The sequence below is a fragment of the Agrobacterium sp. B1(2019) genome, assembly GCF_008274755.1.
GTDB lineage: Bacteria > Pseudomonadota > Alphaproteobacteria > Rhizobiales > Rhizobiaceae > Agrobacterium > Agrobacterium salinitolerans.
In genome coordinates this window covers 1,018,140-1,033,562 of sequence record NZ_VTPB01000002.1, presented here as the reverse complement: position 1 = coordinate 1,033,562, position 15,423 = coordinate 1,018,140, and the positions used below count along the sequence as shown (strand labels likewise).

The following is a 15,423-nucleotide window of genomic DNA, read 5'->3' as shown; positions in this document are numbered from 1 at the left end:
TGGATAATCGTTTGCGATCAGCGCTTGAATAAATCCAGATTTGGCAAGCTGTATGGCCGGATCAGTCGGTACCAGCTATCGATAAAGGTGCGCCGTTGAATCTCGTCCTGGGCCGCCAGCAGTGTGGGTCCAATGCGGATGGGCCTCCCCACTCCGGATTCGATCAGATCTTCAGGTCCTTCCACACCCTCGGGAAGTGGCGCATTCTCGGCGAAAAAGAAAGACGAGCGCGACGCGATGTCTCGGCTGCGATCAGAGAGGAGATAGTCGAGAAAGCGGCGCCCCAATACAGCGTCTCGTGCTGTCGAAGGTATCATCGCGCCGCGAGACAGCACCAGAGTGTAATCCTGGGGAATAACGATACCCAGCGCCGGGTTGGATCGCATCGCGAAATAGGCGTAGGATCCAAGGACGTTGTAGGCAATACGAATCTCGCCCGTCGACAAGGCGCCGAGCACCTCATTATTGCAGCAACGGATCACCGGCTCCACGCGGCTGACGCTTTCGAGCAGGCGACCATAGGTCGTCGGCGCCTGGCGCGAATCGTAGAAGGCCAGAAGATAACCTATTCCAGAGGCGCTGATATCATAGGTGCCGATACGTCCGCGATATTCATCCGGCTTGCGGCGCAAAAGATCGACCAGCGCCACGTGGCTGGTCGGAACGTCTTCGGGCGGAATCGCACGCTTGTCATAGGCAAATACGACAGGTTCGAAGGTAAAGCCAAACACTTCGTCACGCCAGTTGGCCCAGGTGGCAACCTTGGCGGTTTCACTGGACTGGTGCGGTTGCGCGCAGCCGTCATTTGCCAAACGAACGAGTTGATCAACGGAGGAAGACAGGATGATGTCGGCATTTTGCCGTCCGTCCGCGCAGGCAGCAGCGACCTCACGAAACAAATCATTGGTCACAAAGTCGAGGATCTCGACAGCGACCCCCGGTGCGGTCTCCTGGAAATCCAAAACGATTGGACGCATGGCTTCAAGATCCGTGGCCGCATGAATGAGAAGGCGCCCCGTTTCCTCCATTCCCTTCGCCGGGAACAATTCCCGATCCCCTTCCACTGCATGGGCGCTGGTGACGAGGCAGAAACATGAAATGGCTGCGATGGCGGAGTAAACGCTTTTCATGGCCGTTCCTGCTTGATCAGCGGCAGTTCCAAATAAACGGCAAACAAATCCGTTTCTGTCTTCTCGCGAAACCCAAGCCGCCCCCCCAGCGCGCGCGCTACTTCCGCAGCAATTGCAAATCCCAACCCAGACGCCGGTCCCTGGCTGCGCGTCGAGAAGAAACGTTCGGTGACGCTCTCCCAATCGGCTTGAGGAATGCCAGGACCGTCATCCTCGATGACGATCAACCCGAAGTCGCCACAATTTTCCACGCGCACTGCCAGCTGTGTCTCGGCTCCGTGCCGCAATGCATTGTCGATAATGTTGGCCACGGCCTCTCGAAGGCTTAACGTGTCGCCCATCACCTGAAGCTGTTGTTCATCCGGCTCGAAGGACACTACAATATCCGGGTCGATCGTGATCGGTATTGCCTGGCGAAAGGCTGCACGGGCGACCTCGTTCAGGAACAGGGGTGCAAGCTGCGCAGAATCGACCCGATGGATCACCATGGCATGATTGAGGAGTTGGTTGGTCAAGCGTGAAAGCTCCGACGTTCTGTTGCGGACACGCTCCAGATGGCGCCGGTCCTCCGGTGCAAGCTTTTCCTCATTGATGAGACTAACCTGCGCCGATAACGCCGTAAGGGGCGTTCGTATCTGATGCGCGCTGTCGGCGACGTAACGTTGCATCAAACGCACGCGTTCATCGAGCCTGCGGATGAAGTGGTTTATAGAGGCAACGAAGGGCCAAAGTTCGCCGGGGACCGACACGGACAAGGGTGTTAGGTCTTGCGGTTCGCGGCTTGCCAAAGCCTCGCCAAGCGTCTCGACCGGTCGCAGCGAATAGCGGATTGCAAAGGCAGTGCCGACGAGCGCAAGCAGGCTCATCAGGCTCACGATGAAAATCGCCCTCGTCATCAGTTCCGAGATGAGCGCACGGCGTGCCTCCGTCGTTTGGGCGACCATCATATAGGCCCATTTCGTTTCCTCATTGATCGTGATCGCGTGGGATAGCGTGACCATGCGAACATCGACACCGCGATAGACGGCGTTTTCAATGAGCGGAGCGGGGCGGCTGTGCGAAACCTCCAGGGGAGTTCCAAGATCGCGATAACCTGTCAGCGTCTCCCCTTCAGTATCAAGGACGCGATAGAAGATGCGGTCGCGTTGCGCGAGCCCCAGAAGTTCAAACGCAGAGGTTGGGAGTTGAAAAGTGAGTTTGTCATCGGAGACGACGAGCCCTTCGCTCATCTGAAACGCAGCACCCAGCAGAAGCCGGTCATAGGCTTCGTCGGCGGCAGCGCGCGCATAATACAACGCAGCTGTAATCATGGCTGCTGCGCCCAGGGCCAGCACGATGCCGACGCGGCGCATCAGGCGAGAGAAGAGGGAGCCTCTATGCGCCAGCATCGGACACCAGTTGGCAGCCCACGCCACGCACTGTCACGATGCGGGTCTGGGCGCCTTCGAGTTTTTTGCGCAACCTGCCCACATAAAGCTCGATCGCATTCGGGCCTGCCGCCTCATCGAAGCCAAACAGGCGGTCCAGCAGTTCCTCCTTGCTGAACACCTTGCCGGGGCGCGAAGCCAGCACTTCGAGCAGCGTCATCTCCCTCCGCTTCAGCTGCACCTCTCGTTTGCCGACCCGAACGCTGCGATTGGTCCTGTCGAGACTGACATCGCCGCAGACGAGTATGTTCGTGGCGTCGCCGCCGCTACGTCGTCGCAGCAGCACCCGCGCGCGCGCCTCCAGCTCACGGAAATCGAAGGGCTTTATCAGGTAATCGTCGGCGCCAAGATCCAATGCGCTGACCCGATCGTCAATTTCGGAACGAGCGGTCAATACGAGGACAGGCGCGGTGCTGCCAGATTTTCGCAACGCCTTCAGTATGGCAAAGCCATCCATGCCAGGTAGCATCACGTCGAGAATGATGAGGTCGTAGTCGGTGTAGGAAAGGACGTTGGACGCAGAAAGCCCATCCGAAATCCAGTCGACGGAATGCCCCGTCTGCTGAAATCGGCGGCAAATTGCCTCTCCAACATCTTGTGTATCTTCGACCAGAAATACCCGCACCTGAAAACCATCGCATAGCACCCGGTACAGATCAAGATCGGCCCGATCCAGAGGTCAAGGCGGTCGCTAACGGCTTGACAGGATCGTGACAGGAACAGGCTTTATTTTCCGCGCGTCGACTTCAAGGGAGAGAACAAGTCGACCCGAGGAGGAATTCCGCGCCGTCGCCGATAGCCAACAACTGTTCCGGTTGTACTGGACTAATGCGAGCATTGCGGCCCTCCCGGTCTCAGGGATGAATGGGAGAGATCAATGATCCGTATGACGATGAAGACAATTGCAGCTGCCGCTTTCGGTACGCTCTGCATGACCATGGTCGCATCCGCCGAACCATCGAAGCCTGAATGCCTTGCTGGTGCAAAACCCGGCGGCGGCTTCGACCTGACATGCCGATTGGCCGGCAATGCTCTTTTGGAGACCAAACAGATCTCCAGACCCATGGTTGTGACTTACATGGAAGGCGGCGTCGGGGCGGTGGCCTTCAACCATGTGATTGGCAAACGCGGCAAGGACGGCAATCTGATCACGGCTGCTTCGTCCGGCTCCGCCCTGCTGATCGCCCAAGGGAAATTCGGCAAATATGACGAAACGGGTGTGCGCTGGCTCGGGGCGCTCGGCGCCGATTACGGTGTTCTCGTCGTGGCCGCCGATTCGCCATACAAGACGCTCGGCGAACTTGTTGATGCATACAAGGCAAGCCCGGACGATTTTCCTATTGCCGGTGGTGGCGCCGTTGGCTCGCAGGATTGGATGAAGGGGTCGCTGCTCGCAAAGGCAGCCGGCCAAGACGCCAAGAAAATGCGCTATGTGGCTCTTGAGGGCGGCGGAGCGGTGCTGACTGCACTCGAAGGCGGCCACGTGAAGGTCGGTTCCGGTGATGCAGCTGAAATGGTCAAGCATCACGTTGCCGGCAAGGTTCGCATCCTGGCCGTGATGGCGCCGGAGCGTCTGCCGGGTGAGCTGGCGAGTGTGCCCACGGCCAAGGAGCAGGGATTCGATATCGATTGGCCGATCTGGCGCGGCTACTATGTCGGCAAGGATGTTTCCGACGAGGACTACAACTGGTGGGTCGACGCCCTCAAGAAAATGGCCGCCACTCCTGAATTTGCAAAGGAGCGCGAGGCGCGCGGTCTCTTCGAGTTTACCCTTCTCGGTCAAGATTTCGAGAACCGCGTCAAGGAAGATGTGGCGCGCTTCAAGGTTCTTGCCAAGGAATCCGGCATGTGAGGCAACCCTTGCCGGGCTCGCTGTTTTCGCCCGGCAAGTCTCTATCTGAAGCGATCTCTCCGGACCGCGGGATTGGTGCGAGAGCTTCGAAATCCGACCAGCTTTTAACACATGGCGAGGGCTGAAAACAGCCTCGCCGATCATCCCCTTTTGTGAGGCTACAATGTCAGAAGCCCGTAACACCGAGCCGCGTAACGCCCGGCTGATTGGTCGCGTCTCGGCTGTCATTCTCCTGCTGCTTGCGATTGCCTATGGCTTTGGCGGAAGCGTCATCGACTACGCTTTCGCCTCCGATCCGCTCGGCCCCCGCGTTTTCCCGGTGGCCCTTGCCTTCATCCTCGGTGCGCTCGCAATCGTCTATTACTTTTCGCCCGGTTCGGTGGAAGGGTTTCCAGACGGGCCGCTTCTCACCAGGGTTCTCGCCATACCGGCTTTGGTCTTGATCGCTGCGCTGCTTTTTGAACCCGCCGGCTTTTTCGTCTCCATTTTCGTGCTGACCTTTGGCTCCGGTCTCCTCTTCGGTGCGCCGCTCAAAACGGCTCTGGCTGGTGCTGTGGGACATGCGCTGCTTTGGTGGTTCGTCTTCGACTTCTTGCTCGAAGTCTATCTGCCGGTCGGTTCCATGTTTGGTGGCTGAGCCAAGTCGCAATCCCGAAAGGTTCTTATCATGAATTTCGACTATCTTTGGCACGGCTTTGCCGTTGCGCTCACCGGGCAGAATCTTCTTATCGGTTTCATTGGCTGCTTCATCGGCACAATGGTTGGGGCACTGCCAGCCATTGGCCCGATCAACGGGATCGCGCTGCTGATGCCGATCGCGTATTCGATGGGGCTGCCGGCGGAAAGCACCATGATCCTGCTGGCCGCGGTTTATTGTGGCGCAGAATATGGCGGACGCATTTCCTCAATTCTGCTCAATGTCCCAGGTGATGCCGGCGCCGTCATGACGGCGATGGACGGCTATCCGATGGCCCGGCAGGGACGCGCTGGCGAAGCGCTGGCGCTTTCCGGAATCTCATCGTTTGTCGGAGGTATCATTGGCTCTATCGGTTTGGCGCTGTTTGCGCCCGTGCTATCCGGGCTTGCCATCGGTTTCGGTCCCGCCGAATATTTTGTGCTTATGGTCTTCGCCTTTGCAACGCTCGGATCCATGGTCGGCTCCCAGCCCGCCAAAACACTGATCGGCTGTATGCTCGGTTTGATGCTGGCAACCGTTGGCCTTGACGCCACCTCCGGCGCCTATCGCTTCACCTTCAACGAACCGGAACTGGGCGACGGTATCGAATTCGTCGTGCTCGTCATCGGTCTGTTCTCGATTTCCGAAGCAATGCTCATTCTGGAGCATCAGGGCAGGGGCGTCACGGTGATCCGCGAACTCGGACGCACGACCGCTCGCTGGGCAGATGTCGTCAAAAGCGCCGGTGCGACGGTGCGCGGGTCGCTTATCGGCTTTGTCGTCGGCGTCTTGCCAGGGACCGGAGCGTCGGTATCTTCCGCTGTATCCTACACCACTGAAAAACGCATCTCGGACTCGGAAGGCACCTTCGGCAAGGGCGATGTGCGAGGATTGGCGGCGCCCGAGGCGGCGAATAATGCGACAGCCGCCGGCGCCTTCGTTCCCATGCTCACACTCGGTGTTCCCGGATCGGGCACCACCGCCGTGATGCTGGGTGCGCTGATGCTTTACAACATACAGCCAGGCCCGATGTTGCTTGCAGAGCGCCCCGAAGTCGTCGGCGGCCTCATCGCCTCGCTTTTTGTGGGCAACTTTATCCTGCTCGCACTCAACCTGCCGCTCGTTAACATATTCGCTCGCGTGCTGACGGTGCCGAACTGGTTGCTTGTTCCAGGCATCCTCGTCCTGTCGATCGTCGGCGTCTATTCCACGCACGCCTCGGTCTTCTCGATCGTGCTCATGCTGGCTATCGGCTTCCTGGGCTGGTTGTTGCGCAAGGTCGGTTTCGATATGGCGCCGATCATCCTTGGTTTCGTACTGGGACGCGTCATGGAGGTGAACTTGCGCAATGCCCTCGCGATCTCCGGGGGAGACGTCTCCATCCTCTTCAGCAGCACCATCTCCATCGTCTTGTGGTGCATGGCGGCAGGCGTTGCCATCCTCCCATTGGTGCTGGCCCGCCGCGCGCGCAGGATCAAGGCCATGGCTCTTGCCAAAGAGTAAGGTGTGATAACGACCGTTGCCGTTCTGACGGCAACGGTCTTCACGGCATATCGGTCGCTATTGGTATCGCCCATCCCCGCAGCGCGGCCGGGATGTCCCGCTTTATCTCAAGACCGACCAGCAGGACGAGGCCTCCCAAGGCCCTGAGACCCAAGTTTCCTCCGGAATTTCGGAGAGTCTTCGATTTTCTTGCTCTGGGACTAAAATTCGGAAGAAGTTCAGTGGCTCAGGTCGAGGCTTAGAACCCGCACTCGGCGAGAAATGCTCTGCTGGCCGCCAGATCGTCCAGAATGCCGCCGGCATTGCGCGGGTCGCGCTCCTGTTCGATGGTGATATAACCGCCATAGCCAAGTTCCCTCAGAAGGCTGCGGATGGCCGGATAATCGATTGAGCCGCGACCGATAGGGCACATGACGCCCTTGGCGCAGGCGTCGAAGAAGCGGATGCGTTCTGCCATCACCTCTTCAAAAACCGTGGCGTCGATGTCCTTGAAATGAATATAGTCGACACGATCCCAATAGCGGCGAAGCGTGGTGACGGGGTCCATGCCCGAATAGGCCATATGGCCGGTATCGAGGCACAGGCCAGCCAGATCGGCGGGAATGTCCTCGACGATCTGCTGCAACTCATCGGCAAATTCGATGTAACCGCCGGCATGGGGGTGGATGGTGGCGCGCACGTCATATTTGTCACGGGCGAGCGTTGCGATGGCGCGGATGTTTTCGACCATGCCGCTCCATGCGCCGCCATCGAGGCGCGGCGCACGGTCGGAATGGCCGGCGGCATAGTCCCGCTTGTCATGGCCCCAGTCCATCACCGTCAAATAGGGGGCGGAAAAGCGTTGGCCGGCATGGGTTTCCGGTTTTGGCAGGCGGGTGATCAGCGCGCAGATCTCGTCGGTCTGGCGCAGCAGATTGTCGCGGTTCTGAGGTGAGACCAGATCGTCGAAGATCGTGCCGGCGACGATCTTCAGGTCGCGCTCATTGAGCGCCTGCGAAACACGTTCGAGGTCGAGCGGCAGATAACCGTAGGGGCCGAGTTCCAGGCCGCCGAAACCGGCGGCCTTTGTCTCGTCCAACACCTTTTCCCAATGGGGCAGATGGGGATTTTTGACGTCGTCGACGCCCCAGCAGCAGGGAGCGGTGGTGATGGCGATCTGGTTGGTCATGGCATCCTCGGGGTGCAATTGATGCTGGGCCGCGTTCTGCGGCCCGAAGCAGGTCTCGGCGGCTGATAGTGGCTTGAAGGGCGTGTGCCCAATCTGATTATGCGAAGTCGATCCAGGCCGCGCCGGCGTCGGCCGAGCGGACGCAGTTCTCCAGCCAGCGAACGCCTTCGGTTCCGGCCGCGATGCCGGGATAATGGTGGGTTTTCAGGAAAGCCCTGTCACCGCGGTTTGCCGCGTCGATCGCCTGGGCGATCCAGAGATAGATATTCGACCAGCTATCCCCGAGACCTTCGGTATGCAGCGCGCCCATGCGGTCTATGGCGAGGCTTTCCTGCTCCAGATAAGGCATGCCGTGATGCAAGATGCGACCGGGTTCGCCCTGAACCTCGTAGATCAGCTGGTCGGGGCGGGAATCGGACCATTCGAGTGAGGCCTTGGAGCCGACGAAACGGTAACGCTGCGACCCCATATTACCGGCATTCACCGAAGAGACCCAGAGACGGCCGCGTGCGCCATTGTCATAATGCATCAGGACCGTGGCGTGGTCTTCCAGCGGCGCGCGCGTGGGGATGAAGGCCTTGCGGTCGCAGAGCAGCCGTTCCACCTTCATGTGAGGGAGCACGATTTCCGAGAGATAATAGAGATGCGTGCCGATATCGCCGAGCACGAAGGTTGGGCCGGCGGTGCGAGGATTGGTGCGCCACTTGACGGCCTCGCCCGCGCCCACGTCGTCACCGGCATTGAAGCCATGGGTATATTGCAGGTCGACGATACGGATGTCGCCCAGCATTCCCTTTTTGATCATGGCCGCCATCTGGTGGACGAGCGGATGCCCGGTATAGCCATAGGAAACGCCGACAATCAGCCCCTTCTGTTCTGCCAACCGCGCCACCTCATCGCATTCGGCCACCGTGAAGAATAGCGGTTTTTCGCAGATGACATGCAGTCCCGCCTGAAGGCAGGCTTTAGTGATTTCGTAGTGGGTGAAATTGGGGGTGGCGATGGAGACGACGTCAACGCCGTCCTCGCGCGCGGTTTCGCCGGCAATCAGCGCCTTGTAATCCTGATAGCAGCGTTCCGCTGCCACGCCGATGTTGACGCCGAAATCGCGGCCCATTTCGGCATCGAGATCGAAGGCGCCGGCGACGAGCTGGTAGCTGCCGTCGCGCAGAGCGCCTGTGCGATGTTTGTAGCCCACCTGTCCTGTGCGACCGCCGCCCACCATGGCCCAGCGCAACGGGCGCGAAATCAGTCTTTCTCCGTTGATCATGTCAATCGTCTTTCCATTTGATCGTTCGAATGACGGTGTTCCCCAAGGGCCGTCTCGGCCGCAGCGCCCGGCTGCCTCGTTATTTTTTGAAATAAAGGTCGATATAGTCCTGCATCTTGGTGCGCATGAACCGGCCCGATTCATCCGCCCTGTCCTCCCAGGCGAAGACGCAGGAGGTCATGATGCCGTCAAAGCCGATTTCGGAAAGCGTGGCGAAGAAGTCGTCCCACGGCACTTCGCCCTGGCCAATATTCAGGTGCTGGTGCACTCGCGCCTGTGTGCCCGGCGGATTGAGGATATAGCGCAGCCCGGAGCTGGCCTTGTGGTTGAAGGTATCGCCCACATGCACATGGGCGAACACGTCCTTGGCTTCGCGCAGCATCGCCTTGGTGTCGTCGCCGAAATAAAAGGTATGCGGTGCGCAATAGAGGAACTTGACGTTCTTCGAATTGACGGTGCGGATGATGTCCAGCGCCGGCTGCAGCGTTTCGCACCAGTCTTCCGGATGCGGCTCGACATGCAGGTTGATGTTTTCGCGCTCGAAGATCGGCACCAGTTCTTCCATCGAGCGCCACCAGGCATCCTCGCAGGCCTCGATCATCGAGCCGGTATGGCAGCAATAACATGAACCCTTGTCGGGATGCGGTCCGCGGCCGAATTCGGAGTTCATCGTATCGACTTCGAGTTCGATGGCGATCTCGATGGCGCGTTTCCAGTGTTTGACCGCCGCCTGCCGTTCGGTCTCGTCATTGGAGGCCCAGCGATACATCGGCAGCAGCGAGGCGATGCCGACATCGGCGTCCCTCAGCGCCTTCTTGAAAGACTTGATCCGCTCGGGAAAGGCGCGCGGTGCCTTGAACCATTCGAGGAAATCGGCGCGCGGACTGAGTTCGATCCAGTCGTAACCAAGTTCCTTCACCTTGGCGGGAAGGGCTTCAAGGCTGAGATGGCGGTGCATATGGGGGTCTAGGGCGATTTTCAACGGTCCTGATCCTTGCTTTATGTCTTTGTTTTTACGAATTTTCCGGACGTAAAAGCGTAATCGCTCTTACTCGAAATGCTTAAATTCGATGGCGGCTTCGGCGGATGGCCGTCATGGTTGACCATTAAATTTTCCACCTCGGCGCCGAGATCGGCGAGCGCCTCACCGCGATCTTCTGGTCGATGGCGGCCTGGATCATCTGCACCACATCTGGCGCGAAATTGTCATAGGTCTGCAAACGCAGGTAGTTGACCTTGCCGCCATTCGCCTCGGCCGCGAGGCGTGCGTCGTTGACACCCTTTTGGATGCGGTTCCAGACCGCATCGTCATTCTTGTCGCCGACAAGGGCTATAGTGGCCGCAACCGCGCCGGACGCCACCACGAGCGACACCGCGCCCGTTGCGAGAAATTTCCTGAGAAATGCCATTGCTTCCTCCCTGCCCATTCTCCCGACGGGCCTTAACGACAGGAGGGTTTATATCTTTCATTCTCATGGAAATGGAATTTATATTTCATCTAATGTTGCATTAAATATCATCTCATGTCATTCATGGGTGATACGATTGTGAGGCGTCATGAACCGACCGACCATTGCCGATCTTGCGAAAGCCGCCGGTGTAAGCATCTCCACGGTCAACCGGCTGCTGCACGGCTCGACTGCCGTACGCCAGGATACGATCGACCAGATACTCAAGGCGGCGGAGGAGATCGGTTTTTATGGTCTCGGCACCATCAGGGACCGTCGCCGCGAGGCCATGCCTCATCACCGGCTCGGCTTTCTGTTGCAGCAATCCCACCGGCCGCTTTACCGGCTTTGGGCTGAAGGGATTGTCGCTGCCGCACGCCAGCGGCCGGATTGCATCATCGAGCCGGATATCGTTTTCGAGGATGATCTTTCACCGGAAGCTGTGTCCTCCGATCTCTTGAAGATGGGACAATCCTGTGGCGCAATCGCGGTGGTGACGGCCGATCATCCGCTCGTCAGCCAGGCGATCGACGAGCTGCGGGGCAAGGGCGTTCCCGTGGTGACTTACGTATCCGATCTGTCGGCGGCGAGCCGCGCGGGCTTTGTCGGCACCGACAGCTGGAAACGCGGCCGCACGGCGGCATGGTTTCTCAGCCAGACGGTAAAGGGCGAGGGCGTGGTCGTGCCGCTGATCGGTAGCAATCGGTATCAGTGCCAGGATGTTTCGGACGCCAGCTTCCGCTCCTATATGCGCGAAAACACACCTGAACTTCAGGTCGTGGAAACCCTGCTGACCCAGGAGGAACCGGAAAATGCCTATGTCATCGTGCGGGATATGATTGCTGCCGAACCGGGGCTCAGGGGGATTTATGTCAATGGCGGCGGCATATCGGGAGTTCTGCGCGCACTCAGGGAATTGCCTGCCGAGCGGCAGCGCGACATAAAAATCATCTGCAACGATATCGGACCGGAAACAAGAAAAGGCCTCAACGAAGGGCTGATCACCGCCTCGCTGCCGCTTCCTCTCGACAGGATGCCGCAGCAGTTGATCGATGTGATGTTGCGGCGCATCGAGAACGGAGATTCGTCCTCCGTTGAACAGCGGATCGTTCCTTTCGAAATCCTGACGCCCGAAAGCATCTGGACCTGACCGGCACGATCACTGGAATTCGAGGCTCATCCGGGCAAGGTCGTCCCACAGGCTTTCGGCAAAACCGCGCAGCACGATGACTTCGAAGACCCGCCCGTCAAGCCGGGTGAGGTGGGCGGCGATGTGGCCGATCAGCGTCGCGACGGAATGTCCTACCGGGAAGGCTGCTGGAGACAGGTCGACCGCCGTGCCTTTGGCCAGAACCCGCTCGGCCATCTTGCCTTCGATGCGAATGCGAACGCGTCCCTGGCTCTGGTCGATACCCGTTGCCTGAGGTTCGAGCGCCGCAAGAAGCGCCTTCATATCGGCATGAGACAAAGGTTGTTCACCGACGATAAACCATTGGCCCGGTGAGACCGCGCGCATATCGCCTTTGGCAAGGTGGCGAAGGCGGGCTTCCAAATCCGTTGCGTCGGGTGCGGCCAGAACATGGATGATCGCGCCTTCCGGCACGGGAGAGAGCTTGATGGCGGTGGAGGCAATCGCCCGCTTCGCGCCCAGCACCGGGCGCAGCGCCGGCCAAAAGTCAGACTTGAAATCAGACATGGAGTTTCTCGTTTTGAGGATCGACAAAAACCGGGTTGCAAAGGCGGGCTTGGGTAAATTCGTTACGCAGGCCGTTCCAGACCATGATTTCCTCGCCATGCCGCGCAGGACCATTCTTGACGAGGGCGAGACCGATCGTTGAACCTAAATGCGGTGAGAACGCGCTTGAGGTCACATAACCCTGATCGTTCTCCAGCGTTGCCGCGGCATTCTTCGCAAGAATATGCGAGCCGGTGCGGAAAGACTGTTTTGGATCAAGCGGCACGACACCGACGAGGCTCGGACGGTCGGTGGCGGAAAGCCCCTCGCGTTCCAGCATCCGTCGGCCGATGAAATCGGCCTTCGTGGTGGAGACCATTTTACCGAAGCCGAGATCGGCGGGCACCACCGTACCGTTAATTTCATTGTGGGTGACATGGCCCTTTTCAATGCGCAGCACGCCAAGCGCCTCAACGCCATAGGGCATGATATTCTCCGGCTGGCCTGCTTCCATCAGAGCATCGGCGACGCTTTCACCGTAACCGGCCGGGACAGCAAGCTCGTAGGCCAGTTCGCCGGAGAAGGAAATCCGGAACAGGCGTCCGTGCAATTGCCCGCCAAACAGCGAGACTTCTTTGGCTGCAAGAAACGGGAAAGCCTCGTCGGAAATATTTTCATCGACGATTCGTTGCAGAATGGCGCGTGCCTTCGGTCCGGCAATCGCCATCTGCGCCCATTGATCGGTGACGGAGGCAAGCCGCACGTCGAGCCCCGGCCAGAGTGCCTGGGCGCAGAATTCCAGATGGTTCATAACACCTGCCGCATAGGCCGTGGTGGTCGTCATGAAGAAGCGGTTTTCCTCCAGCCGGCTGGTGGTACCGTCATCATAGATCATGCCGTCTTCACGCAGAATCAGGCCATATCGTGCCTTGCCGATGGGCAGCTTCAGGAAAGCGTTGCAATAAACCCGGTTAAGGAATTCGGCGGCGTCGCTACCGCAAATCTCGATCTTGCCGAGCATTGAGACATCGCAGAGGCCGGCATTTTTGCGCACATTCAGAACTTCGCGGTCAACGCTTTCCCGCCAGCCGCTTTCACCTTTGCGGGGAAACCAGGAGGAGCGATACCAGAGACCGGTTTCAACGAAGATGGCTCCGTTTTTTTCCGCCCAGCCATGCAGCGGCGATTTACGCACCGGCTGGAAATGCTGGCCGTGATAGGCCCCGGTCAATGCGCCGAAGGAGACGGGCGTATAAAAGGGCCGGAACGTTGTGGTGCCGACATCCGCCGGGGAGACACCGCGCGCTTCGGCCAGCAGCCCGATGGCATTGACATTCGACAGCTTGCCCTGATCCGTCGCCATGCCGTTGGTGGTGTAGCGTTTGGCGAGTTCGACATGGCCATAACCTTCACGGATGGCGAGACCGAGATCTTTGCGGTGCACATCATTCTGGTAATCGACAAAGGCTTTGGCCTTGATGCCGGGAATAGACCAGAGTGCCTTCGCGGGCGAGGCCACGATATCGTTTTCCACGGTGCCGAATGTCGGGGCGGTTGATACAAAGCCGAGCTCTTGTGCCAGTGCCGCGCCCTTCCGCGCGCCATCTTCAAGGCAGGCGGCGATACCGTTTGTTGCGGAAACCGCGCCGGCGAGCTCCAGCCCCTTGAGATTGCCGGGCGCCAGAAAAGCGGCTTCGTCTTCCGACCAGACCGGCTTGCCGCCGCGATGGCATGCGAGATGGATGATGGGGTTGAAGCCGCCCGACATAGCCAGCGCATCGACATTCAGCTTCTCCGCGCGCCCATTCGCATAAATCTCGATGGCGGAAAGCGCCTTGCCGCCCTTCGCATTGGATACGACGCCACCCCTGACGACGCGCGCCTTGCCTTCATAGCCCGGATAACCCCGTTCACGGCTGTCTATGATGGCGGCCAGCGCGACGCCTTGCGCTTCCAGATCGCGGGCAAGGGCATAACCGCTGTCATTGGTGGTGAAAATTGCCGTCGCCGTGCCGGGGCTGACGGCATAACGGTTGAGATAGCTGCGCATGGCGCCGGCCATTATCACGCCGGGAACATCGTTGCCGCCGAAGACCAGCGGCCGTTCTTCCGCGCCCGTTGCCAGCAGCGCCCGCTTGGCGACGATGCGCCACAGGCGCTCCACGGGCACATGTGCTTTCGGATCGGGCAGATGTTTCTGCACCCGTTCCACGGCGCCGAAGACATTGCCGTCATACCAGCCGAAAGCCGTGGTTCGCGTCAGCACCGTCACATTCGGCAGGCTTTCGAGCTCGGCAACACATTGCGCCGCGAAATCCGCAGCGCTCTTGCCGCCGATGGCCGCTGTCTCGGAAAGAAGCCCACCGCCTGCCACGGAATGTTCATCGACAATGATGACGCGCACGCCGGCGCGGCCTGCGGCAAGCGCCGCTGCCAGACCCGACGCGCCGGAGCCTATCACCAGCAGGTCGCAATGCGCCCAGCATTTGTCATAGGTATCCGGGTCAGCCTCGTATCTTGCTTTACCGAGACCGGCGGCTTTGCGGATGAAGGGCTCGTAGACCTTTTCCCAGAAGGCGGCAGGCCACATGAAGGTCTTGTAGTAGAACCCCGCACCGAGGAAGGGAGACAGAAGGCCGGTCAAGGCGCCGATATCGAAATCGAGAGAGGGCCAGCGGTTCTGGCTGCTGGCTTCCAGCCCGGCATAAAGTTCCTGCATGGTGGCGCGGGTGTTCGGCTCCGTGCGCCCGCCGCGGCCGATGGTCATCAGCGCGTTCGGCTCGGCGGCACCCGCCGTTAATATACCGCGCGGGCGGTGGTATTTGAAACTGCGGCCGACGAGTTTCCGGCCGTTGGCGAGCAGGGCGGAGGCGAGGCTGTCGCCCTCAAAGCCCGACATCGGCTTGCCGTCGAAGGTGAAGGAAAGCGGTTTGGAGCGGTCGATCAGACCGCCTGTCTTCAGGCGGTGGGAACTCATGCACTTGTCACTTTCGTCTTGTCGGCCGCGTCGTGGCAGGCGGATATTTCGTGGGTGACGGTATCGCGGGCGACGACCAGCCAGCGGCGGCAGCCGGATGTGTGGTGCCAATACTCCTCATAGGCTCCGCGCGGATTGTCGCGCAGATAGACATAATTGAACCACTCCTCCGCGCCGGCATCGGCGGCGGGCCTTTCAAGGACTGCGCCCTTGATGGTGAATTCTTCCCTGGGTCTTGGCCCGCAATGCGGGCAGGGCACGAGACTTGCCATTTCGAATGTCCTTGATCCGCGAGAT

14 protein-coding genes are annotated in these 15,423 nt (G+C 59.5%); 4 read left to right on the top strand and 10 right to left on the bottom strand.

Going from position 1 to position 15,423, the window contains the following annotated elements:
- Nucleotides 1–17: 17 nt before the first annotated feature.
- The 3 genes from AGR1_RS19545 to AGR1_RS19535 are packed head-to-tail and all read right to left on the bottom strand — an operon-like array spanning nucleotide 18 to nucleotide 3,182.
- A complete protein-coding gene (locus AGR1_RS19545) occupies nucleotides 18–1,130 on the bottom strand; it encodes an ABC transporter substrate-binding protein (RefSeq protein WP_080794824.1) in 1,113 nt (370 codons plus the stop codon).
- On the bottom strand, nucleotides 1,127–2,518 hold the full coding sequence (locus AGR1_RS19540) for a sensor histidine kinase (protein ID WP_149147911.1): 1,392 nt from the start codon (nucleotides 2,516–2,518) through the stop codon (nucleotides 1,127–1,129). Before AGR1_RS19540 ends, AGR1_RS19545 begins: the two co-directional genes overlap by 4 nt.
- On the bottom strand, nucleotides 2,505–3,182 hold the full coding sequence (locus AGR1_RS19535; RefSeq protein WP_149147910.1) for a response regulator transcription factor: 678 nt from the start codon (nucleotides 3,180–3,182) through the stop codon (nucleotides 2,505–2,507). Before AGR1_RS19535 ends, AGR1_RS19540 begins: the two co-directional genes overlap by 14 nt.
- Before the next feature lie 252 nt (nucleotides 3,183–3,434).
- Here AGR1_RS19535 and AGR1_RS19530 point away from each other — a divergent pair, with 252 nt between their 5' ends.
- The 3 genes from AGR1_RS19530 (at nucleotide 3,435) to AGR1_RS19520 (ending at nucleotide 6,588) form a co-directional block, all read left to right on the top strand.
- Complete coding sequence (locus AGR1_RS19530) at nucleotides 3,435–4,409, top strand: tripartite tricarboxylate transporter substrate-binding protein (protein WP_080794829.1); 975 nt, start codon at nucleotides 3,435–3,437, stop codon at nucleotides 4,407–4,409.
- A gap of 163 nt (nucleotides 4,410–4,572) precedes the next feature.
- Nucleotides 4,573–5,046 (top strand): tripartite tricarboxylate transporter TctB family protein, encoded by a 474-nt coding sequence (locus AGR1_RS19525; RefSeq protein ID WP_080794831.1) that lies wholly within the window; start codon nucleotides 4,573–4,575, stop codon nucleotides 5,044–5,046.
- A gap of 30 nt (nucleotides 5,047–5,076) precedes the next feature.
- Nucleotides 5,077–6,588, top strand: coding sequence for a tripartite tricarboxylate transporter permease (locus AGR1_RS19520; RefSeq protein ID WP_077983546.1), 1,512 nt, complete (start codon nucleotides 5,077–5,079; stop codon nucleotides 6,586–6,588).
- Nucleotides 6,589–6,826: 238 nt separating this feature from the next.
- Here the strand turns inward: AGR1_RS19520 and AGR1_RS19515 are convergent, their stop codons facing one another.
- The 4 genes from AGR1_RS19515 to AGR1_RS19495 all read right to left on the bottom strand — a co-directional run bounded on the left by AGR1_RS19515 (nucleotide 6,827) and on the right by AGR1_RS19495 (nucleotide 10,435).
- The gene (locus tag AGR1_RS19515; RefSeq protein ID WP_149147909.1) at nucleotides 6,827–7,756 is read right to left on the bottom strand and encodes a TIM barrel protein; all 930 of its coding nucleotides are present in this window, start codon (nucleotides 7,754–7,756) and stop codon (nucleotides 6,827–6,829) included.
- Between the two features lie 97 nt (nucleotides 7,757–7,853).
- Entirely contained in the window at nucleotides 7,854–9,026 is a 1,173-nt protein-coding gene (locus AGR1_RS19510) for a Gfo/Idh/MocA family oxidoreductase (protein WP_149147908.1), read from the bottom strand.
- 79 nt (nucleotides 9,027–9,105) lie between these two features.
- Entirely contained in the window at nucleotides 9,106–10,008 is a 903-nt protein-coding gene (locus AGR1_RS19505; RefSeq protein WP_149147907.1) for a sugar phosphate isomerase/epimerase, read from the bottom strand.
- A 124-nt stretch (nucleotides 10,009–10,132) separates the two neighbouring features.
- Entirely contained in the window at nucleotides 10,133–10,435 is a 303-nt protein-coding gene (locus AGR1_RS19495; protein ID WP_246669676.1) for a hypothetical protein, read from the bottom strand.
- A 148-nt stretch (nucleotides 10,436–10,583) separates the two neighbouring features.
- On the opposite strand from AGR1_RS19495, the gene AGR1_RS19490 reads away from it, so the two are divergent.
- On the top strand, nucleotides 10,584–11,624 hold the full coding sequence (locus AGR1_RS19490; protein ID WP_149147906.1) for a LacI family DNA-binding transcriptional regulator: 1,041 nt from the start codon (nucleotides 10,584–10,586) through the stop codon (nucleotides 11,622–11,624).
- 9 nt (nucleotides 11,625–11,633) lie between these two features.
- Here the strand turns inward: AGR1_RS19490 and AGR1_RS19485 are convergent, their stop codons facing one another.
- Genes AGR1_RS19485 through AGR1_RS19475 form a run of 3 tightly spaced genes read right to left on the bottom strand, consistent with a single transcriptional unit; the run spans nucleotide 11,634 to nucleotide 15,398 of the window.
- Entirely contained in the window at nucleotides 11,634–12,170 is a 537-nt protein-coding gene (locus AGR1_RS19485; protein WP_149147905.1) for a sarcosine oxidase subunit gamma, read from the bottom strand.
- Nucleotides 12,163–15,126, bottom strand: coding sequence for a sarcosine oxidase subunit alpha (locus AGR1_RS19480; protein ID WP_149147904.1), 2,964 nt, complete (start codon nucleotides 15,124–15,126; stop codon nucleotides 12,163–12,165). The genes AGR1_RS19485 and AGR1_RS19480 overlap by 8 nt, the downstream gene beginning before the upstream one ends.
- Complete coding sequence (locus AGR1_RS19475; protein WP_080794839.1) at nucleotides 15,123–15,398, bottom strand: sarcosine oxidase subunit delta; 276 nt, start codon at nucleotides 15,396–15,398, stop codon at nucleotides 15,123–15,125. The genes AGR1_RS19480 and AGR1_RS19475 overlap by 4 nt, the downstream gene beginning before the upstream one ends.
- Nucleotides 15,399–15,423: the final 25 nt, after the last annotated feature.

Coding starts and splice junctions, on each gene's coding strand:
- AGR1_RS19475 (WP_080794839.1), bottom strand. CDS start 15,398: ATGGCAAGTCTCGTGCCCTGCCCGCATTGCGGGCCAAGACCCAGGGAA.
- AGR1_RS19525 (WP_080794831.1), top strand. CDS start 4,573: ATGTCAGAAGCCCGTAACACCGAGCCGCGTAACGCCCGGCTGATTGGT.
- AGR1_RS19530 (WP_080794829.1), top strand. CDS start 3,435: ATGATCCGTATGACGATGAAGACAATTGCAGCTGCCGCTTTCGGTACG.
- AGR1_RS19480 (WP_149147904.1), bottom strand. CDS start 15,126: ATGAGTTCCCACCGCCTGAAGACAGGCGGTCTGATCGACCGCTCCAAA.
- AGR1_RS19520 (WP_077983546.1), top strand. CDS start 5,077: ATGAATTTCGACTATCTTTGGCACGGCTTTGCCGTTGCGCTCACCGGG.
- AGR1_RS19545 (WP_080794824.1), bottom strand. CDS start 1,130: ATGAAAAGCGTTTACTCCGCCATCGCAGCCATTTCATGTTTCTGCCTC.
- AGR1_RS19510 (WP_149147908.1), bottom strand. CDS start 9,026: ATGATCAACGGAGAAAGACTGATTTCGCGCCCGTTGCGCTGGGCCATG.
- AGR1_RS19540 (WP_149147911.1), bottom strand. CDS start 2,518: ATGCTGGCGCATAGAGGCTCCCTCTTCTCTCGCCTGATGCGCCGCGTC.
- AGR1_RS19515 (WP_149147909.1), bottom strand. CDS start 7,756: ATGACCAACCAGATCGCCATCACCACCGCTCCCTGCTGCTGGGGCGTC.
- AGR1_RS19490 (WP_149147906.1), top strand. CDS start 10,584: ATGAACCGACCGACCATTGCCGATCTTGCGAAAGCCGCCGGTGTAAGC.
- AGR1_RS19495 (WP_246669676.1), bottom strand. CDS start 10,435: ATGGCATTTCTCAGGAAATTTCTCGCAACGGGCGCGGTGTCGCTCGTG.
- AGR1_RS19485 (WP_149147905.1), bottom strand. CDS start 12,170: ATGTCTGATTTCAAGTCTGACTTTTGGCCGGCGCTGCGCCCGGTGCTG.